The following is a 20,145-nucleotide window of genomic DNA, read 5'->3' as shown; positions in this document are numbered from 1 at the left end:
GTCAGCTTGACTCGCGCCGCAACGAACCGGACGATGCCCGGTGCGACCCGGTTGGCGAGGTACTGCAACCGAGCCTCCGGGGTGACCGGAACGACGCTGCGGTCCTTCTCGACGGGCCCGCACGATCTGCTTGGCCATCTTCTCGGGACCGTAACTGCGCTTGCGATAGAGGTTGTCGTAGCGCTCCTGGTTACGCTTCTCCTCCTCGACGCTGACACCCGAGAACCTGGTAGTGGCACCGATATTGGCGTGCACGGTGCCGGGGCAGATGGTCGACAATGCACTCATTGCAAAGTCTCCGGTGGCGAGGCAATCGGCGTACAGCGCACACCCCGCGTGGCCGCCTGAGCCAATTTGCGCCTGGTAGGCGTTCGTTGCCCGGTTCGACGAGCAAAGTGGCGCACGGGATCGGCCAGCGGATGGGTATCGACTGTCGGTACGGTGCTGACTGCTACGGCGAGGCGGCCCCGTTCATGGAAAGTCAAACTGATTGCGAGCCAGCCGATTCCAGTGACTTCCGTCACCGAATCGACTGGAACCAGCTGCGCCACAAGTGCGTCGAAGAACAGTGACGGAATAAGACCGCCAGATGGGAAACCAATGAACACTGCAATGACCGGCCGCCGGTTCGTCGCGTCGATCGCCCTGTCCGCGGCCTGCGCCGCAGGAGCGTCAACAATGGGAGTGGGGCTCGCGGAAGCGGAGGCGCCGACTGCTGCAGCTCAAACGATCGGCGCTACGCAGCCGGGATGGCAGTTCGAATTCACCGCAACCTACAAGGCGACGGTGTCCTGCTACTTCGAGAACTTGGACAGGACAGACGCCACGGGTCCGTTCACGTACACCGGCACCGGTAAGACGAAGGATGGTGCAGTGAATGATGCGAAGAACAACGCTCAGAAGGCTGTACCAGCAGGAAAGAAGTTGAAGCATTGCCGCACAGTGAGCGTCGGCAAGTAGTTTGACAGAGGAGTATGGATTACATGGACGACGATGATCGCCGCATCTGGCAGATCGCAGTAGGGCTCGGGTTACCTGACCCCACTGGACCTGGATCGCTCGCTAGCGAGGAGATCCACCCGATCGCGCTGATCCTTGAAGGGAGTGCGCATCGGATCCGCGGCGTGAACCGGATACCGTGCTATACCGAGTTCGGTCAGGTCAGTGAGATCGACAACTTGGCTGAACGACTTCAGGGTGACGCCTACGATCCTGCCACTGTGCCGGTCGAATGCACCCTCACCGTTTACATTGCCGACGACGAACTGGACGAGCTACTGCCGGTGATCATGGAAGATCTCGGCATTGACCAGGGCGGCTACTCAGCTGCGGCTGGCCGTACAGTCACTCTCGGTCTGCGCGACATCTCGTCGAGATCTGAGCCGAACGGTGTCTACCAGGGCCTCATCGACCAGCATGAAAGTCAAAGCGGACTGGACTGAGACGCGCTGTTCAGCGGGTTGCCACACAAAGCCGTGTTGTGCGCGGTTACGCAGCGCACAACACGGCAGGTGGCCGCCGTCACTGGTGGTCAATTCGAAGCAGTGTCGTTCCTGCGGGCTCGACTAAACATGTTGGTCCGACGGTCGAATACTAGGTGAGCTTCACCCGAGCCGCGAAGAACCGCACCACCGCGGGCGCGAACCGGTTGAACTGCAACTGCATTCGCGCTTCCGGCGTGATCGGCACGATGTCCCGGCCGCGTTCGACGGCCCGCACGATCTGCTTGGCCACCTTCTCGGGACCGTAGCTGCGCTTGCGATAGAGGTTGTCGTAGCGCTCCTGCTTACGCTTCTCCTCCTCGACGCTGACGCCCGAGAACCTGGTGGTGGCAACGATATTGGTGTGCACGATGCCAGGGCAGATGGTGTGCACCGAGATACCGCGACCGGCCAGTTCCGCACGCAGGCAGTCGGAGAACATGAACACCGCCGACTTGCTGGTGGAGTAGGCACTGAACCCCTGCTGCGGGCTGTAGGCCGCCATGCTCGACAGGTTGACGATGTGCCCGCCGAGCCCACGCTCGGCCATCGCAGGCCCGAACGCCCGGCACCCGTTGACCACGCCACCCAGGTTGATCCGCATCACCCGATCGAACTCCACCGCCGTGGTCTCGAAAAACCCACCGGCCTGGCCGATTCCGGCATTGTTGATCAGAATGTCCGGCACGCCGTGGGCCGCGAGCACGGTGGCGGCGTGCTCGTTCATCGCGTCCGCGTCCGACACATCGAGCTGATACGCATGCGCCACACCGTTTTCGGCGGCGATCAACGCCACCGTTTCCTTGGCCGCCACGAGATTGATGTCCGACAGCACGATTTCGGCCCCGCTGCGCGCCAACGCCAGCGCCGTTTCGCGGCCGATGCCGCTGCCACCGCCGGTGATCACTACCAGTTGATCCTCGAAAGGCCTTGCGTCACGGCCGACTTCGGCGCGCCGCAGCGCACGCGGGGCCGCCGCGCCGTTGACCGTGTCGATCAGTTCTGTCGTCGCGGTGGCCAGGGCTGCGGGGTGGGAGAACGGCATCCAGTGCCCGGCGGGCACGTCGCGGCGCCACAGCTGCTGCACCCATTTGCTCGCGTCGTCGTATCCGGCGGGCCGGACCGCGACGTCACGACCAGCCACGATCAGCTGCACCGGCACCTCGGTGTGCCGCTCCCGCGGCGAGACCAGCCGTTGCACGATGTTGGCCCGGTAGATCAGCAGCCCGTCGACCATGTCGCGCCGGAAGGTCGGGCCGAGTGTCACGGTGGCCGGTGGCGTCTCGTTCATGATCGAGACGACCCGCTGCCAGAGCCGCTCGGTGCCGACCAGACCGAAGACGGCCCGCGGCAACACCGGTGTCATGAAGAAGAACGTGTAGAGCGAGGACAGCACCTGGGTGAACGGCTGCCAGACGTTGCGCGGTGTCGGCCGGGACAGCTTGGCCCGGAACCAGTTCGCCAGGTGATCGAGGTTCGGCCCGGACACCGAGGTGAACGACGCGACCCGCTCGGCGGCCTTCGGCTCGCACACCGCCTCCCACACCTGCACCGAACCCCAGTCGTGCGCGAGCACGTGCACCGGACGGTCGGGGCTCACCGCGTCGACTACCGCGAAGAAGTCGGCGGCCAGATGGTCGAGCCGGAAGTCTTCGGTCCGCCTGGTCTGGGTGGAGCGCCCGTGCCCGCGGGTGTCGTAGGTGACGACGTGAAAACGGCTGGCCAGCAAGGGCACCACCGCATCCCACAGGTGGCTGGTGTCGGGCCACCCGTGCACCAACAGCACGGTGTCGGCGGCCGGGTTGCCGTATTCGTAGACGGCGATATCGAATTCGCCGCTGCGAACCGTGCGCTCGAGGGCAACGAGCTCCGTGGTCGTCATCGATTTTCTCCTTGCTGACCAGTGGTCGTGGTTAGAGGTCGAGCACCAAGCGCCCACCGGACGAACGCGAGACGCAGACCAGCATCTCGCCCGCCGCGTGTTCGGCGTCGGTGAGCACGGCGTCTCGGTGTTCGGGTGCGCCCGACAGCACCCGCACCTTGCAGGTGCGGCAGAAGCCTTGACGGCACGAGTAGGGGCGATCCGGCTGCGTCTCCAGGATGGTCTCCAGCGCGGAACGGTCCGCGGCCACTTCGACCACCTTTCCGGTGGAGGCGAATTCGATCTCGAACGGCACTCCGTTGACGATCGGCGGCGGCGAGAACCGCTCGGAATGCAGTTCCACACCCGGCATTTCGCGCACCGCCGCCGCGATGGCCGAGGTCATCGGCACCGGTCCGCAGCAGTAGACGGCGGTATCGGCGCTCACCCCGGGCAGCAACGCGGCCGCGTCGGGCAGACCGTGCTCGTCGTCGGTGCGGACGACGACCCGGTCGCCGAACCCGGCGATCTCGTCGAGGAACGGAATGGTGTCGCGGCTGCGTCCGGTGTACACCATCGACCAGTCGATGCCGAGCCGGTGCGCCAGCCGCGCCATCGGCAGGATCGGCGTGATCCCGATGCCGCCCGCGACGAAATGCAAACGGGCGGCTGGTGATCCGTGTCCCGGCACCGCGAACGGGAAGGCGTTGCGCGGGCCGCGGACGGTGATCGGCGCGCCGATCGGAAGGTGGTCGTGCACCTCGACCGAGCCACCGCCGCCGTCCAGAATGCGCCGCACCGCAACGCGATAGGCGCGGGTGTCGGCCGGATCGCCGCACAGCGAGTATTGCCGCAACCGGCCAGAGGGCAGTTCGAGGTCGAGGTGCGCGCCCGGCCGCCACCGGGGCAGTTCGCGCCGATCCGGCGCCTCCAGCCGGAGGCTGACCACATCCTGGTCGTAGGCCTCGACGCGCCGTTCGGTGACCACGAGCGCCAGCCGGTGGTCATCCACCTTCGGCGCCAGCTCGCGGCGGTTGATCAGCGTCGTCCATTTCAGCCGCGCCGACGCCACCGCATCGAGCACGCGCACCGCGCGGTCCCGATCACGCTTGCCGAACAGGTCCGCCGGGACCTGCTCGGGGATGGGCCGCAAATTCATGACGGCACCGTCCGTCACGACGCGGCAGCCTGCGCAGCAGGAGATTTCGCCAGGTACGCCACCGCCTGTGCGGTGGATCCGACCGATTCCGGGTGATAGCCGGGCTGGAAGGTCGACACCGCGCTCCGCACCAGCGACGGCACGCCAGGCAGCGCGCCACGCCACATCGAACCGAAGACCCGCAGGATCAGCCGCGGGTAACCGTAGTCCGGCAGCGAAGGATCTTGGTGCACCATGAATTTGGTGCCACGCGCCACCAACGTGATGAAGATCGGGAACACGAGCGTCATCAGCGCCGCGCGCCGCACATAGCCCGCACCGAAGTAGACCGCGACATCGTGCGCGACGTTGCGGTGCTCGACCTCCTCGGCACCATGCCAGCGGAACAGGTCCGCGACCTGCGGGTGGGCGCCGAACTTCTCGAGATCCGCATTGAGGATCCAGTCGCCGAGGTAGGCGAAGAAATGCTCGAGGCACGCGATGATGGTCAGCCGCTCCACCATCATCTGGTGCTGCGCGACGCCGTCGACTTCTTTGGGGCCGAGCGTCTTTCGGAACAGGTACTCGGCCTGGCGCACGTACGGCGCGGGGTCGATGCCGTTCGCGGCGAGCACTTCGGTCAGCACCTTGTCGTGCGTCTCCGCGTGCATGGACTCCTGGCCGATGAAACCGAGCATGGCCTCGCGCAGCTTCTCGTCCTTCACGAACGGCAGCGCTTCGGCGTAGGCCGCGCAGAACATGCGTTCCCCCTCGGGCAACAGCAGATTCAGCGAGTTGATCAGATGCGAAGCGATCGGCTCATCAGCCATCCAGTGCAGCGGGGTGTCCGCCCACCGGAATTGCACATTGCGGGCGTGCAGCGCGACCTCACCGGGATCGGTGTCCGGTCGTCGCTCGCCCCTGCGAAGTAGCTTCATCGATACTCCTAGATCCATCTACTACCCGGTGGCCCGACTTTGGTCCGCTGCACACCTTCCTTCACCACTGTAGTGAAGATCATACACATACATGCAACTCTTAGTTACATAAAGTTCCGTCGCAGTTCAGGCATGTTTTCGAAGCAGGCGGTCGCCGCCCGTCCGCACGCGCCAATGCCGTTAGCCCGCTTGACGATAGGGGTCCCCACTGTGACCCACCTCCCTCTCATTCGAGCCAAAACTAGAACGCGTTCTAGTAGTCTTCCGCTATGGAACGACTCACCGGATTGGACGCCAGCTTCCTCTACCTGGAAACCGGGACCCAGCACCTGCACGTGTGCGCGCTGCTGCTTCTCGACCCGAGCTCAGGGGACTATTCCTTCGAGAAATTCAAGGCCGAACTCGGCAGGCGGCTACCGCTGATCCCGCAGATGCGCCGACGCGTCTACGAGGTGCCGTTCAACCTCGATCACCCGGTCTGGGTGGAGGACCAGAACTTCGATCTGGACTACCACGTTCGCCGCATCGGCATCGCCGCTCCGGCCGATCGCCGCGCACTCGCCGAACTCGTCGGCGATATCGCCAGCCGACCGATGGATCGGGATCGCCCGCTCTGGGAGATGTCGGTGGTGGAGGGTCTCGACGACGGAAAGGTCGCCGTGATCTGCAAATACCATCACGCCGCGGTGGACGGCATCACCGGAACCAACATGATGATGCACCTGTGCGATCTGGAGCCGAACGCCGCCAAGACCCCGCCCGCCAAACCGTGGCAACCGGAGCCGAGCCCCAACGACTGGCAGCTGTTCGCCACGGCGGTGGCCAAGTTCCCGACCAAGGCAGGCATCGTCGGCATGCTGCCGAAAACCCTCGGCATGGTGGCGGGCTTCGCGCAGCGACGTCGAAAGGACAAGGCGGGCATGGCATTGCCGTTCTCGGCACCGCGCACACCGTTCAACCTGGCCATCACCCCGCATCGCGCGGTGGCGTTCACCGAGGCGGAACTCGGCGCCATCAAGGAGATCGAGTCCGCGTTCGGCGTGAAGATCAATGACGTTGTCCTGACCGTGGTCGCCGGGGTGTTGCGCACCTACCTGGAGAAGCACGACGAACTGCCGGACCGTTCACTGGTCGCGTCGGTGCCTGTCTCCGTGCATGATTCGTCGCGGCACACCGAGGGCATCAACAAGGTGTCCACGCTGTTCGCGCGGCTCGGCACCGATATCGCCGACCCGGTGCAGCGACTGCTCCAGGTCGCGGAGGACAACCGCGGCGCCAAGGAAGAACACGACCTGATCGGCGCCGACTTCCTGCAGGACTGGTCTAAGTACGCGCCGCCGAACACCTTTCAGCTCGCGGCGCGGGTGTACTCGTCACTGAAACTGGCCGAACGGCATCCGGTGGTGCACAACCTGGTGGTGTCGAATGTGCCGGGCCCGCCGATGCCGCTGTACTTCCTCGGCGTCCGGGTGGCCGGAATGTATCCGTTCGGCCCGGTCTTTCACGGCGCGGGGCTCACCGTGACGGTGTTGTCGAACAACGACGACCTGGATTTCGGCTTCATCGCGTGCAAGGAGCTGGTGCCCGACGTCGCCGAGCTCGCCGACGCGGTCCAGGATGTCGTCGCCGAATTGCTGTCCGCCGCACGCGCATCGGGCTGAGCACCACGTCGCGCCTGTTCGCCATCGCCGCCGAACATGGCACGTCACAACCTCGCGGCGACCGCCCCACAGGCCTCGAGCAGCACCGGCACGAATCGATCGGCCGCGAGCACACAGGCCGCGTGGCCCGCCTTCACCAGATGAATGCTCGCCCCTGGGATCATGGTCGCCATCTCCAACTGCCGATAGACCGGAATCGCCCGGTCCCGAGTCGTGATCACCACGGCGGTCGGCATTGTCAGCGTCGCCAGCCATGCGCTCGCATCGAATCGGCCGACCTCGCCGATCACCTGAGTGATCGCCCACCCACTGGTGCTGCGCAGCTCCGCGAGCGCCCACTGGTCCAATCCGCCCGGCGCCCAGGCCGTCTCCGGCAATTCCGGTAGCCGCGCGGCGAATTCCTCGGTGCGACGGAACGAATGCGGCCCGACCGCCGCCGCGAAGGCACCGAACGCTTGATGGAAGGCGCGTTCGCGCCACTTCTCCTGGAACCGATACGGCGTCGCGCACAGCACGAGCCCGTTCACCCTGTTCGGATGCCGGTGCGCGGCAGCCAAACTCACCACCCCGCCGAGCGAGTATCCCGCACACACCGCCTGGTCGACGCCGAGCACGTCGAGGATGGCGACGACATCGTCGGCGCAGTCGTCCACGGTGAAGCGCTCGGAACGGATTCCGCGACCGTGCCAGCGCTGATCGAACAGGATGACGCGATACCGCTCGGCCAGCGCCGCCAACGCGGGAAACCAGTTGAGGTAGGCGGTGCAGGCAGTGCCGTGCAGCAGGACCAGGGCGGGCGCACCCTGCGGTCCGGCGATGTCGACCACGTAGGTGCGGCCTCGTCCCGGCAGTTCGACCAGCCGCCCGCCCGGCACCTCGGCGATATCGGGCACCCGCTTGGCGAACCGCCGCAGTGCCGCCGAGGATCGTGGGTTCGTCATCGTGCGCCTCCCGCAAGATCGCGGAGAATTAGAACGTGTTCTACACGATGATGCCATACCGCCCTGCACCGATCAGGCGCACGACACAGACCTAGGCCAGCGCGCGCACTATCGACTCGGCGACACAGGCAGGCTTGGCGGAACCCTCACACTCGATCGTCGTCGCCAGCACTACCTGCACGCCACCGGGCATCTCGTCGACAGTGACGATCGCTGCCCGCGCCCGAATCCGGGAACCGACCGGCACCGGGGCCGGGAAACGAACCTTGTTGAGGCCGTAGTTGATCCGCACACCGGCGTCGGTGATCTCGAATACCTGCCGCATCAGCGCCGGTAGCAGCGACAACGTCAGATACCCGTGCGCGATCGTGCTGCCGAACGGCCCGTCGGCGGCCCGGCGCGGATCGACATGAATCCACTGACGATCCTCGGTGGCCTCGGCGAAGGCCGTGATCCGCGCTTGGTCGATCTCGATCCACTCGCTCACGCCGAGGTCAGCGCCCGCCGCATTGCGCAGCGCCGCCATGGTGAAAGTGCTTGGCCCACTCATTCGAGGAACCCTAAATCGAGCGGGCCGCCATCGGGCAGGAACCCGATTCCGAAAAGGCCACAAGCCACTGTCTGGGACGGTTAGAGTGAGGAAGCCCGCGGCGCGGAAACAGAATCCGCCGACCGCGCCGCGGGTGCGACAGTCGCACCGTCAGCGCGAATTTCGGCAACCCATACCCCGGATCAACGGAAGCAGATTCGCCAAGTCCCGCTGGGTGGCACCTTCGAACGCGGAACCGACGCGGCCGGAGGCACTTCTGTAACGTGTTTCAGTACAGCAGTCTGCACAGGCGAGAGACGGAGGTGCCGCATGGGGCGGTTGACCGGCAAGGTGGCGTTGATCAGCGGCGGCGCACGCGGCATGGGCGCGGCCCACGCCAAGGCCATGGTGGCCGAGGACGCCAGGGTGGTGCTTGCCGATGTGCTCGACGACGAAGGTGCCGCGGTCGCCAAGGAATTGGGTGACGCCGCCGCCTACGTCCACCTCGACGTCCGCGAGCCCGAGCAGTGGAAGGGCGCGGTCGCCGAGGCCGTCCAGCGATTCGGATCGCTGAACGTGCTGGTGAACAACGCGGGCATCGCCAACGGCAACCTGCTCGTCGACTTCGAACTGGCCGAGTGGCAGCGGATCCTCGACATCAACCTCACCGGAACGTTTCTCGGCATGCAGGCGGCCACGCCGGCCATGATCGAGGCAGGCGGCGGCTCCATCATCAACATCTCCTCGGTCGAGGGCATGCGGGGCAGCCCGGGCCTGCACGGCTACGTGGCGACCAAGTTCGCCGTCCGCGGTCTGACCAAATCCACCGCACTCGAGTTGGCGCAGTACAAGATTCGAGTGAACTCGGTGCATCCCGGCCTGATCAGCACGCCGATGACCGAGGGCATACCGGCCGACTTCCTGCAGATCCCGCTCGGCCGGGCCGCCGAAGCGTCCGAGGTCGCCGCGCTGATCACCTTCCTGGCCAGCGACGAATCCTCGTACTCGACCGGCGCCGAGTTCGTCATCGACGGCGGGCTCACCGTAGGGATACCGCACAAGACGTTCGACTGAGCTCAGTCGCCGTAGTTGTGCGGCATGTCCTGGGTGAGCGGCAGCGCGAGCACCGGAAGCGCAACCAGCGCAAGGCACGTGAGCACGTTGATCCACTTGTACGCCACGACGACCGCGGCGAACTCACGCAGGATCGCCGCAGGCAGGTAGTAGAAGGCGGTCCGCGAACCCGTCACCTCGGCATCCAAGTCGAGGCGGCGGGCCAGGATCGCCGTGCGCAAGATGTGGAAGTTGCTCGTCACCAACACCATTCGGGTGGAGTGACCGCGCTCGCCCAGTAATCGCTTGGTGAAGAGCAGGTTTCCCTTGTCGTCGTCGAACGGTCCTCCAACACCACACAATCGGCGGGCACGCCGTGGTCGACGAGGTAGCCCGCCATCGCCGAGGCCTCCGACACCGCCTCGTCGGTGCCCTTACCGCCGCTGGCGATCACCAGCGGCGTGCGTCCCTCGGCGAGCTCGGCGCGATAGACCTCGATGGCCCGGTCCAGACGACTGGCCAGCAACGGCGGAACTCGGGCACCGACCAGGCCCGAACCGTGCACGACAATCGCGTCCATGCCGGGCCGATACGGCAGCGACCCGTAGAACAACGAATAGATCAGAAAGCTGGCGAACAGGAACCCGAGATAGCTCACCGCCATCGTCAGTGACGCCAGAATCACGATCACCCAGATATCGCCGGTGAATATGGCCAGCGCCAGCAGCACGTAGGGCACCAATAACGCGACGCCGAGCCCGAGCGGAAGCAGGTTCGGGATGCGCAAGCCTTCTCGACGAATCAGCTGAACGCCGTTAACTATCAGCAATCCGGCAAGCAGCAGCACGAGGAGCGGCGACAACAGCACCAGCAGGCCCGCAAGCACCACCGGAAGATCGCCCTGAGCCCCCGAGCCGAGCAGCCACACACCGGTGAACGCCAAACCGAGCAGCAGAAACACCCCGTTGCTCAGCCGCCGCCGATCCTTGCGGAACCTCAGCAGGAACACGCCGAGCAGACCAACGCCGACGATAAGCAGCATCACCCGAGCACCGTAACCCGCTGATCGGCAATCGGATAGCGACGGCACACCAACTGTTCATCTGAACGTCGCATCGGCACGGCGCGGCTCCTCCGGACTTTTCCGTTCTTCACCTAATGTGGCGGTCGTCCGAGCACCGGCTGTTCGACTATTCACAGCCACCTTTCGGGTTATTCGACTTTCCAGCATACAAACGTGCCACTCGACGATGCCGCGATGAATGGGGGCCGATCTCCGCTATGCGTCACCACGTCAACACCGCAGTTGCCGCTGTTGTTCTGCTGCTCGCGACCGCACAACTGGCCATCGGGCCGGGTACCGCAGGCGCCGCACCTCTCTACCCGGCGCCTGACCCCGATCCGTTCTACGCCGCACCGGCCGACCTGGACCGGGCCGAGCCCGGCGACGTGCTCGCCGTCCGCCCGATGCCAGGGATAATCGCCTTCCCCGGCACCACCGTCACGATGGTCAAATTTCGGTCGACCAACTCGGCAGGTGCACCGATCGCGGCAACCACCACCGTGTTGACCCCGCCCAACCGCGCGCCGAATCGGCCGCTGCTGTCCTATCAGCACATCATCAACGGCCTCGGCACCCAGTGTGCGGTCTCCCGGGTGCTCTACACCGCCGACCCGAATCTCGCTGTGCGCGAAGCACCTGCGCTCAACACCGTGCTGCTGCGCGGCTGGTCGATTGCGCTGCCCGATCACCTCGGACCGACCGGCGCCTACGGGGCGGCCAAGCTGGGCGGGATGATCACCCTCGACGGCATCCGGGCGGCGCGCAAGGTCGCGGAGCTCGGTCTCGCCAAGAGCCCGGTCGCGATGTTCGGCTACTCGGGCGGCGGCATGGCCACCGGATGGGCGGCCGCGCTCGCACCGACCTACGCGCCTGAGCTCGAATTCGTCGGCGCCGCAGAGGGTGGCGTCCCGATGAACCTGGTGAAGATGATCGAGGCACTCGGCTACAACAGGCATCCGGCGTTCGGGCTGGCGATGGCCGCGGCCATCGGGCTGGAGCGCGAGTACCCGACGCAGTTGCCGATCAGCGACAGCATGAATGCCAACGGTCTCGCCATCCGCGCCAGGATGGCCAACGGCTGCACCAACGAGATCTTGGCTGCGGGCGCAGGTCTCAGCGTCACTGACGTCGCCGCCTCCACCTCGCTGGCCGAGGATCCGAACGCACGCGCCGTGCTGGAGGAGAACAGCCTCGAACTGTTCGGCGGTGTGCCGAAAATGCCTATCTACCAGTGGCGTTCCCACGACGACGCGCTGATTCCCGTTGCCTCCATCGACAACACGATGCGGCGGTACTGCGCGGCGGGGGTACGAGTGAAATCGGAACTGTTCCCGAGCCCCGACCATCTCAGCACCGCGGTGCTCGGCGCACCGGAGGCGGTCGCCTGGCTCGAAGACCGGTTCAACGGCAAGCCCGCGCCGAGCGGATGCTGAATACCTGAGTGGCCTGCGGATTCCGTGTCAGCAGAATCCGCAGGCCTAGGGTGGGGGTCATGGTCACGATCATCGGCGGGGGTATTGCCGGGACGGTGCTCGCCGGAGCGCTGGCCAGGGCCGAATGCGCGGTCACCGCGTACGAGAGCCAGCCGACCGTTGGTGCGGGAGCGTTCCTGGTGCTCGACGGTCGGGCGCACGCGGCGTTGGCCGGGCTCGGAGTTTCGATCGATGAACTCCACGCGGCATCGCATCCGCTGGTCGGGCTCCGCGCCGAGGATCTGCCAGGTCCGCCACGGAGCGATGATGCGGACCGGCGACTCTACCTGCGCGCCGACCTCATGCGGGTGCTAGCCGAATTCGCCGCTGGCACAAAGGCCGAACTGCACTACGACACCGCCGTCACCGAAGTGGACACCGGCACGGCGACGCTTTTCAGCGGTGACACACCGCTCCCCGCGGACGAGGTGATCATTGCCGCGGACGGCATCGACTCACTCGCCCGGCGCCGCCTCGAGCCAGGCCGTGCGGCCGAATATGCCGGGCAGATCGTTGTTTACGGCGTCACGGAGCGGCCGGTGCGGCCGCACCGATCCATCGGTGCTGCACTTCCACCGCAGGCTCGACGAAAATGGCCGTCCGACAACCACCTTCGGGCACTTCTGGAACGACGCTGTCGCCGTGTGGTTCATCCGGCTCACGCGCCAGGAACTCGCCGTGCAGGATATCGGCTTTCAGCCCGTCGGGCGGTGGTCGGAACCGATCGCGGTGGGTGCGGCCGCCGACCCTGGACTCGTCGCGGCCATGCTGGCGGCCACCGACACCGTGCACGTATCCAATGCCCGCACGGTGCCGCTCACCACTGCCCGCGCCCCGCAACCGCCGGTAATCCTGTGCGGCGACGCCGATCACGCCATCACCCCCGCCGCCGGAGTCGGCGCCCGCGATGCCATCGAGGACGCCGCGGCGCTGTACACGGCCCTTGTCTCCCGCGGCGCACCGGCCGCGGCGATGGCCGAGCGGCGCCATCAGATTCTCGCGGAGCGAGCACAGGCCGCCCGGATGTTTCGCACCACAACATAATTCGACGGCGCGGGACGATAGTCGTCCCGCGCCGTCGCTAGTTCGAGCGATCAGGAATTCTTACCGCTCTCGTAAGCGCTCTGCCGCGCCTCGTCGAGAGTGGCTTCGGCACGAGCCTTCTCGGCCTCGGCCTCCTTCTTGGCGGCCTCGCGCTGGGATTCGGCCTTCTCCTGCTGGGCACGGCCCTCGCTCTTCAGGCCTTCGTTCCCGGTGACGATGCCCGCCGCTTCCTTGGCCTTGCCCTTGACGTCCTCGACGACGCCTTCGACGGCCTCACGGGGTCCGCTGTCGTGCTTGGTCATATAAGAACAACTCCTCCATATTGGGTGTGGGCTGTCATTCGCCGCAATACCCGGCACCCCATGCCCTAATCAGCGCCTACCGTTCGATCGCTGTGTCTCGCGTCACGTCGGGTCCGCAGCCAACCCCGTTCTCCCAGACCAGCACTCGACTAACGTCCGTCGGCAACTTCCGAGTTTCCTCAGCTCGACGGACCGGCGACCAACAGTCCGACCGCAAGCAGCGTCATCACGACGGCGATCGCGGAATCCATGATGCGCCAGGCGAACGGACGGGCGAAGAGCGGACCGAGCAGCCGCGCGCCGTATCCGAGGCCGGTGAACCACAGGATGCTGCCCACCATCGCACCGGCGCCGAGAAACCACCGGTCGGGATTGGCGTAGGTATTGGCGAAGGATCCGAGCAGCACCACGGTGTCGAGGTAGACGTGCGGGTTCAGCCAGGTCAGCGCCAGGCTGGTGGCCACGGTGGCGCCGAGTGCGACTGTCGCGCCTGCGGATTCGGCGGTGAGCGCCGTCGCGGAGCAGGCCCGCCGCACCGCGAGCACGGCGTAGCCGAGCAGGAACGCGGCGCCCGCGTAGCGCACCACCACAACGACCGCAGGCATCGACTGGATGACCACGCCGAAACCGCCGACGCCCGCCGCGATCAGCACCATGTCCGACAGCGCACACACCGCGACCACCGCGAAAATGTGCTGCCCGCGCACGCCCTGGCGCAGCACGAACGCGTTCTGCGCGCCGATCGCCACGATCAGCGAGAGTCCGAAGCCGAAACCGGAGAGGGCGGCGAGTGCCGCGGACGAATCTGTCACGTGACCGACGCTAGGAGCAAGCATTATCCCCTGGCAAACTAAAGTTTCTACATTACCATTACGATTCCTTAACATGGACCTGCAGCTGGATCAGCTCCGCGCCTTGCACGCGGCGGTCACCGAGGGCACCTTCGACGCCGCCGCGAGGCGCCTCCAGGTCACGCCGTCCGCGATCAGTCAACGAATCAAGGCACTCGAGGATGCGGCAGGCCGGGTCCTGCTGCAACGCACGAAACCGGTGCGCGCCACCGAGTCCGGGCTCGCGGTGCTGCGGCTGGCCAGGCAGGTGGAGCTGCTGGCCGGGGACACCGCCCGCGAACTCGGCGACGCCCGAAGCCCGATCCGGCTGCCCATCGCAGTGAACGCCGATTCACTGGAGACCTGGGTATTGCCCGCGCTGGCCGCTGCGCCAGCAGGTCTCTGCTTCGAGATACACCGCGAGGACGAGGAACACACCACCCGGCTGCTCCGCGACGGCACGGTGATGGCGGCGATCACCGCGACCTCGACACCGGTGCAGGGGTGCAAGGTCGAGCGGCTCGGCGCGATGCGCTACCGGCCGATGGCCGAACCTTGTTTTGCCAGAACATGGTTCGGCGACGGCGCGACCGCCGACGCGTATGCCGTTGCGCCGGTGGTCTTGTTCGACCGCAAAGACGATCTGCAAGACCGGCATTTCCGCCGCCGCAGCCGCCAAATGCTCGACCCGCCGCGGCATTACGTTCCTTCCTCGACCGGTTTTGCCGAGGCACTTCGCCTCGGACTCGGCTGGGGCATGTTGCCCGATCTGCAATCGGCGAATCTGCGCGATACCGAGCTGGTCGCCATCGACGGCGACGCATTCATCGATGTCCCGCTGTACTGGCAGCAATGGCGACTCGACTCACCGGCATTGAGCGCGGTCGCCGCAGCCATAGCTGCTGCCGCAGCGGAATCACTGCGGTGAGTACCGCGCGTTCGGTCTGCGCACACTTCTGCGGCACAGTGCTTTTCTCCGTGCTGAGTTCGATGAGATACGGTATTAGTATTTCGAGCAAATACTCGTGACTACGCAAAGGACGCACCCGATGGCCAAGAAAGTCACCGTCACCCTCGTTGACGACTACGACGGCAAGTCGAAAGCGAATGAAACAGTTCAATTTTCGATTGACGGCGTCGCCTACGAGATCGATCTGTCCACCAAGAACGCAGGCAAGCTGCGGGTGACACTGGAGCCGTGGGCAGAAAAGGCACGCAAGACCGGTCGGGCGTCCAAGCGCAAAGGCACCGGTAAAGCCACCTCCGCGACCGACCGCGAGCAAACCGCGGCGATCCGGGAATGGGCACGGCAGCACGGGCACAACGTATCGACCCGAGGAAGGATCCCCGCAGACATTGTCGCGGCATATAACAACGCGAACTAGCGACATGGCCGAGTCGGATAGCGGGCTCGACGAAGGGTGATCCGGCAGGACGGAGTGAGTAGGCAATGCGCATGCGGAAGCTGACCGCTCGGTCCGCAATTCTGAGTGCTTTGCTCGGAGCGCATCCCGCGGAGGCACCGGTCAGCTGGATCGTTTCGGTGGCCGAGGAACTCGGATTGCAACAATCGGCTGTGCGCGTCGCGCTGACCAGGATGGTCGCCATGGGCGATCTGGAACGCGCGAATGGCGTGTATCGGCTCTCGGACCGGCTGATCGAGCGACAGCGCAGGCAGGACGCCTCGGTGAGTCCCGTTGAGCGGGCGTGGCGCGGTGAATGGTATTTGGCGGTGGTGACCGCCGTCGGTGACGACGCCGCGGCCAGAACCGCCTTCCGGGATACGATGCGCACCCGCAAACTCGCCGAATTGCGCGAGGGCGTCTGGACCCGGCCCGCGAACATCGATGTCGTTCTCGGGCCGGAGGCAGGCCGCCGGGTTTCCGTGTTCAGCGCGGTGCCGCAGGATTCACCGGAGATGATGGCGGAAGCCCTTTTCGCGCCCCAGCTTTGGGCGCGCGAGGCGGAGCAGTTGCTGCACGCGTTCGCGACGTCGGCATCGATGCGGGAACGGTTCGAGGTCGCGGCGGCGGCCGTGCGGCATATTCTCGATGACCCGCTGCTCCCCGCCGCACTGCTACCCGCCGACTGGCCCGGCACCAGGCTGCGCGCCGAATATGCGGCGTTCCGTACCGAATTCATGGCTTTCGCGGAGCAGCTGCTCGTCACCTCAGACGCCTAGGACCTAACCGGTTCGGTGTCCGACGAACTCCCGATGGATCTCAGTTGCCCGTTTTGGGGGTAACGCGTTGAATGATCGCCGCACTATCGATACCGGTCGGTAGTGTCCCGAAAACATCGCCGTGCTCGCCACCGAGCCGGCTCACGGTGAACGCGTCGGCAACAGCGGGGTGCCCATAACGGACAAGCAGCGAGGCCTGAAGAATCTGCGCCATGTCGCCGACGATGCGACGCGCGCGGTGCTGGATCGTGTCGAAATCGCCGAATTGTTGTTCGAGACGGGCGATCGCGGCGTCGAGCTGCCGATCGGCGCCCGCGGCACGTTTGACCTCGGTGAAGTAAACGTCGAGGGTTTCGGGTTGTTTGGCCATGGCACGCAAGGTGTCGAGCGCGGCGACATTGCCCGAGCCCTCCCAGATCGACATCAGCGGCGCTTCTCGATACAGCCTCGGCATCCGAGATTCTTCGACATAGCCGTTGCCGCCCAGGCATTCCAGCGCCTCGGCGGCGTGGATCGGGCCGCGTTTGCACACATAGTATTTGCTGACCGCGAGTGCGATCCTGCGCAGCGGGTCGGCGCCGTCGACTCCGGCGGTCGCCTGATCGGTGAGGTCGGCAAGCCACAGTGCGACGGTGGTCGCCGCTTCGGCCTCGATTGCCAGGTCGGCGAGCACATTTCGCATCAACGGCTGGTCGGCAAGGGCGGCACCGAAGGCCGTGCGGTGCGCGGCGTGATGGGCGGCCTGGATGACTCCGCTGCGCATCATGGTCGCGCTGCCGATGGTGCAGTCGAGCCTGGTCAGGTTGACCATCTCGATGATCGTCGGCACACCGCGGCCTTCGTCGCCGACCAGCCAGCCGACGGTGTTGTCGTATTCGACCTCGCTGCTGGCATTGGAGCGGTTGCCCAGTTTGTCCTTGAGTCGTTGCAGCGCAAAGGCATTGCGGGTGCCGTCGGGCAGCACGCGCGGGACGAGGAAACAGGAGAGGCCGCCCGGCGCCTGGGCCAGCGTCAGGAACAGGTCCGACATCGGCGCCGAGGTGAACCACTTGTGCCCGGTGATCCGGTAGCTGCCGTCGGACATCGCGGTCGCGGTGGTGGTGTTGGCCCGAACATCCGAGCCGCCTTGCTTTTCCGTCATCGACATACCCGCGATGAGGCCGCGCTTGGTCAGCGGCGCACGCAGGCCAGGGTCGTATTCCTTGGCGCACAGCAAAGGTTCGTACTGCGCGGCGAGTTCGGGCGCGGCACGCAGGGCCGGGACCACGGCGTAGGTCATCGAGATCGGGCAGCCGTGACCGGCGTCCACCGGTCCCCACACGCTCAGTTTCGCGGCGCGCGTCAGATGCGGTTTCGGGTTGGGGTCGGCCCACACCGCGCCGTGCAGTCCGAAGCCGATCGCGTGCGTCATCAGCTGGTGATAGCTCGGGCCGTACACCACCTCGTCGATGCGGTGCCCGTACCGGTCGTGCGTCTTCAGCACCGGCGGGTGCGCCTCGGCGAAGTCGCCGAGCTCGATGGCCTCGGCGCTGCCCGCGAGCCGTCCGATCTCGTGCAGCTCGTCCAGCGCATGGTCGGCGCCTGCGCGCTGCAGCGCTTCGAGGATGACCGGCTGCTCGGCGGCGTCATAGTCGACCAGCGGGGGAACTTGGTTCGTGACCGCGTGCGTTGGCATGAGTTCAGTATTACAGTCATTCTTCAGTTGGCACAAGGATGTAATACCGCAGCGCGCTAATCCTCCCACCGACGCAGTCAGGAAGCCTCATGTCAGATTTCGAGAATCACTCCGGCACCCGGCCGGCGGCGTGGTACGAGGGGCTCACCGAAGCCCCCGGTTCGCCGTGGGCCGACCGCCCGCTGCCGCCGTCGGGGTCCGACTACCGCACGTTGACCTACGAGGTGACCGGGCGGATCGCGCGGATCACGTTCAACCGGCCCGAGCACGGCAACGCGATCACCGCCGACACCCCCACCGAGCTGGCGCACGCGGTGGAGCGGGCCGATCTCGATCCCCGGGTCCATGTGATGGTGGTGTCCGGGCGGGGCAAGGGCTTCTGCGGCGGCTACGACCTGTCGCTCTTCGCCGAGTCCGACATCGATTCCGGCGCAACGGGTGCGCCCGACGGCACCGCGGCGCAGTCGCGGGTCGGGACCGTGCTCGATCCGACGGTGCAGGCCCAGAACCACAACCCTTGGGGCACCTGGGATCCCATGGTCGACTACGCGATGATGAGCCGGTTCAACCGCGGCTTTTCCAGCCTGCTGTATGCCAACAAGCCGACGGTCGCCAAGCTGCACGGCTTCGCCGTCGCGGGCGGCACCGATATCGCGTTGTACGCGGACCAGATCATCTGCGCCGCCGACACCAAGATCGGCTATCCACCCACCCGGGTGTGGGGCATCCCGTCCGCGGGCATGTGGGCGCACCGGCTCGGCGACCAGCGCGCCAAGCGGCTGCTGTTCACCGGAGATTGCCTGTCCGGCAAGCAAGCCGAGGAATGGGGACTCGCGGTCGAGGCACCGCCCGCCGATGAGCTGGACGCGCGCACCGAGGCGTTGCTGGAGCGGATCGCCCGGATGCCGATCAACCAGTTGATGATGGCGAAACTGGCGCTCAACAGCGCGCTGCTCGCACAGGGCGTGGCGAACTCCGGCATGGTCAGCACCGTCTTCGACGGCATCTCCCGGCACACCCGTGAGGGCTATGCCTTCCAATTACGTTCGGCGACCAAGGGTTTCCGCGAGGCGGTGCGCGAGCGCGACGAACCGTACGGCGACTGGAAGCGTGCACAGTTCGAGGAGTGAGTTCAGGAGGCGATCTTCTCGATCATCGGCGTCAGCACCCGGCGAGCCCCGGTTTCGATGAACCGGGTCTCGCCGCGGTCCAACAGCAGCCGGATGCTGTCCGCCCAGCGAACGGGGCCGCAGATCTGTGCGGCCAGCGAGTCGCGCAGCCCCGCGTCGGTGTGTGGCGCACCGGTCAGGTTGGCCACCACGGGAATTCGGAGCGCATGCAACGGCGCGTCCGCAAGTACGGCGGCGAATCCGGCCTGCGCGGTCGCCATCAGCGGTGAATGGAACGCCCCGCTCACCGGCAAGACGACATAGCGGGTCGCGCCCGCGGCCAAAAAGTGCTCGCGGGCGGCGCGGACCGGTTCGACACCGCCCGAAATGACCACCTGGTCCGGGGTATTCAGGTTCGCCACCCACAATCCGCCACCCGGCCAGGTCGCCGCGGTGGCCTCGACCTGCTCCGCGGTCAGGCCGACGACCGCGGCCATCGCGCCGTCCTCCGCTTCGGCCATCAGTGCGCCGCGCAGGGCAACCAGCCGCAGTCCGGTCGCGAAATCGACGACACCGGCGGCGAACAACGCGCAGTACTCCCCCAGGCTGTGCCCGAGCAGATACGAGGGCCGCACTGCCGACCTGCGCTGAAAACGGAGATAGGTCAAGACATTCACGGCGTAGATGGCCGGTTGCGCATAGCGGGTCTGTGCGAGGCGCGCACCGCCCGGTTCCACGCACACCTCGCGCACCGAGTAGCCGAGGACCGCCTCGGCCTCGCGGACGATCTCGGGAAACTCGTCGAACAGCTCGAGTCCCATCCCGGGAAACTGCGAGCCCTGGCCGGGAAAGACGAAGACAGGCAT

At 66.1% G+C, this 20,145-nt stretch carries 19 protein-coding genes and 2 pseudogenes; 10 read left to right on the top strand and 11 right to left on the bottom strand.

The window, feature by feature from the left end; genetic code table 11:
- Positions 1–288: pseudogene (locus tag NA11_RS46450) on the bottom strand (hypothetical protein); the annotation flags it as partial.
- A gap of 312 nt (positions 289–600) precedes the next feature.
- Between NA11_RS46450 and NA11_RS37260 the strand changes: the two are divergent.
- Complete coding sequence (locus tag NA11_RS37260; RefSeq protein ID WP_141718056.1) at positions 601–960, top strand: hypothetical protein; 360 nt, start codon at positions 601–603, stop codon at positions 958–960.
- Between the two features lie 23 nt (positions 961–983).
- Positions 984–1,442, top strand: a complete 459-nt coding sequence (locus NA11_RS37255) for a hypothetical protein (RefSeq protein ID WP_141718055.1) — start codon at positions 984–986, stop codon at positions 1,440–1,442.
- Positions 1,443–1,593: 151 nt separating this feature from the next.
- Here NA11_RS37255 and NA11_RS37250 read toward each other — a convergent pair whose 3' ends face one another.
- The 3 genes from NA11_RS37250 to NA11_RS37240 are packed head-to-tail and all read right to left on the bottom strand — an operon-like array spanning position 1,594 to position 5,418.
- Positions 1,594–3,363 carry an SDR family oxidoreductase gene (locus NA11_RS37250; RefSeq protein ID WP_069166787.1) on the bottom strand — a complete coding sequence of 590 codons (1,770 nt, stop codon included), beginning with the start codon at positions 3,361–3,363 and terminating at the stop codon, positions 1,594–1,596.
- Between the two features lie 31 nt (positions 3,364–3,394).
- The gene (locus tag NA11_RS37245; protein WP_069166792.1) at positions 3,395–4,501 is read right to left on the bottom strand and encodes a PDR/VanB family oxidoreductase; all 1,107 of its coding nucleotides are present in this window, start codon (positions 4,499–4,501) and stop codon (positions 3,395–3,397) included.
- A gap of 14 nt (positions 4,502–4,515) precedes the next feature.
- The gene (locus tag NA11_RS37240; RefSeq protein WP_069166786.1) at positions 4,516–5,418 is read right to left on the bottom strand and encodes a metal-dependent hydrolase; all 903 of its coding nucleotides are present in this window, start codon (positions 5,416–5,418) and stop codon (positions 4,516–4,518) included.
- A 269-nt stretch (positions 5,419–5,687) separates the two neighbouring features.
- Between NA11_RS37240 and NA11_RS37235 the strand changes: the two genes are divergently transcribed.
- Positions 5,688–7,079, top strand: a complete 1,392-nt coding sequence (locus tag NA11_RS37235; protein WP_069166785.1) for a WS/DGAT/MGAT family O-acyltransferase — start codon at positions 5,688–5,690, stop codon at positions 7,077–7,079.
- A gap of 44 nt (positions 7,080–7,123) precedes the next feature.
- On the opposite strand, the gene NA11_RS37230 is transcribed toward NA11_RS37235, so the two are convergent.
- Positions 7,124–8,020 (bottom strand): alpha/beta fold hydrolase, encoded by an 897-nt coding sequence (locus NA11_RS37230; protein ID WP_069166784.1) that lies wholly within the window; start codon positions 8,018–8,020, stop codon positions 7,124–7,126.
- A gap of 91 nt (positions 8,021–8,111) precedes the next feature.
- The gene (locus NA11_RS37225; protein ID WP_069166783.1) at positions 8,112–8,570 is read right to left on the bottom strand and encodes a MaoC family dehydratase; all 459 of its coding nucleotides are present in this window, start codon (positions 8,568–8,570) and stop codon (positions 8,112–8,114) included.
- 309 nt (positions 8,571–8,879) lie between these two features.
- Here NA11_RS37225 and NA11_RS37220 point away from each other — a divergent pair, with 309 nt between their 5' ends.
- Complete coding sequence (locus tag NA11_RS37220) at positions 8,880–9,623, top strand: glucose 1-dehydrogenase (protein WP_069166782.1); 744 nt, start codon at positions 8,880–8,882, stop codon at positions 9,621–9,623.
- Between the two features lie 2 nt (positions 9,624–9,625).
- Here the strand turns inward: NA11_RS37220 and NA11_RS46895 are convergent.
- Positions 9,626–10,182 (bottom strand): annotated as a pseudogene (locus NA11_RS46895) (YdcF family protein).
- 701 nt (positions 10,183–10,883) lie between these two features.
- On the opposite strand from NA11_RS46895, the gene NA11_RS37210 reads away from it, so the two are divergent.
- Both NA11_RS37210 and NA11_RS37205 read left to right on the top strand, forming a co-directional pair.
- Complete coding sequence (locus NA11_RS37210; RefSeq protein ID WP_069166781.1) at positions 10,884–12,098, top strand: lipase family protein; 1,215 nt, start codon at positions 10,884–10,886, stop codon at positions 12,096–12,098.
- A 600-nt stretch (positions 12,099–12,698) separates the two neighbouring features.
- Complete coding sequence (locus tag NA11_RS37205; RefSeq protein WP_069166780.1) at positions 12,699–13,181, top strand: FAD-dependent monooxygenase; 483 nt, start codon at positions 12,699–12,701, stop codon at positions 13,179–13,181.
- Positions 13,182–13,231: 50 nt separating this feature from the next.
- On the opposite strand, the gene mbp1 is transcribed toward NA11_RS37205, so the two are convergent.
- Together mbp1 and NA11_RS37195 are read right to left on the bottom strand one after the other, a co-directional pair.
- Positions 13,232–13,483: a microaggregate-binding protein 1 gene (mbp1, locus tag NA11_RS37200; RefSeq protein WP_069166779.1), complete on the bottom strand. Its 252-nt coding sequence runs from the start codon at positions 13,481–13,483 to the stop codon at positions 13,232–13,234.
- A gap of 179 nt (positions 13,484–13,662) precedes the next feature.
- Positions 13,663–14,295: a LysE/ArgO family amino acid transporter gene (locus tag NA11_RS37195; protein WP_439957138.1), complete on the bottom strand. Its 633-nt coding sequence runs from the start codon at positions 14,293–14,295 to the stop codon at positions 13,663–13,665.
- A 73-nt stretch (positions 14,296–14,368) separates the two neighbouring features.
- On the opposite strand from NA11_RS37195, the gene NA11_RS37190 reads away from it, so the two are divergent.
- The 3 genes from NA11_RS37190 to NA11_RS37180 all read left to right on the top strand — a co-directional run bounded on the left by NA11_RS37190 (position 14,369) and on the right by NA11_RS37180 (position 16,495).
- Positions 14,369–15,241 (top strand): LysR family transcriptional regulator ArgP, encoded by an 873-nt coding sequence (locus tag NA11_RS37190; RefSeq protein ID WP_069166777.1) that lies wholly within the window; start codon positions 14,369–14,371, stop codon positions 15,239–15,241.
- A 121-nt stretch (positions 15,242–15,362) separates the two neighbouring features.
- Positions 15,363–15,698 (top strand): histone-like nucleoid-structuring protein Lsr2, encoded by a 336-nt coding sequence (locus NA11_RS37185; protein WP_069166776.1) that lies wholly within the window; start codon positions 15,363–15,365, stop codon positions 15,696–15,698.
- A 71-nt stretch (positions 15,699–15,769) separates the two neighbouring features.
- Complete coding sequence (locus NA11_RS37180) at positions 15,770–16,495, top strand: PaaX family transcriptional regulator C-terminal domain-containing protein (RefSeq protein WP_069166791.1); 726 nt, start codon at positions 15,770–15,772, stop codon at positions 16,493–16,495.
- A 40-nt stretch (positions 16,496–16,535) separates the two neighbouring features.
- Here the strand turns inward: NA11_RS37180 and NA11_RS37175 are convergent, their stop codons facing one another.
- Entirely contained in the window at positions 16,536–18,170 is a 1,635-nt protein-coding gene (locus tag NA11_RS37175; RefSeq protein WP_069166775.1) for an acyl-CoA dehydrogenase family protein, read from the bottom strand.
- An 89-nt stretch (positions 18,171–18,259) separates the two neighbouring features.
- Here NA11_RS37175 and NA11_RS37170 point away from each other — a divergent pair, with 89 nt between their 5' ends.
- Positions 18,260–19,300: a crotonase/enoyl-CoA hydratase family protein gene (locus NA11_RS37170; RefSeq protein ID WP_069166774.1), complete on the top strand. Its 1,041-nt coding sequence runs from the start codon at positions 18,260–18,262 to the stop codon at positions 19,298–19,300.
- A gap of 2 nt (positions 19,301–19,302) precedes the next feature.
- Here the strand turns inward: NA11_RS37170 and fabD are convergent, their stop codons facing one another.
- Positions 19,303–20,145 carry an ACP S-malonyltransferase gene (gene fabD / locus NA11_RS37165; RefSeq protein WP_084655397.1) on the bottom strand — a complete coding sequence of 281 codons (843 nt, stop codon included), beginning with the start codon at positions 20,143–20,145 and terminating at the stop codon, positions 19,303–19,305.

This window comes from Nocardia altamirensis NBRC 108246 (assembly GCF_001612685.1).
Classification (GTDB): domain Bacteria; phylum Actinomycetota; class Actinomycetes; order Mycobacteriales; family Mycobacteriaceae; genus Nocardia; species Nocardia altamirensis.
This window is presented reverse-complemented; position numbering and strand designations above follow the sequence as displayed.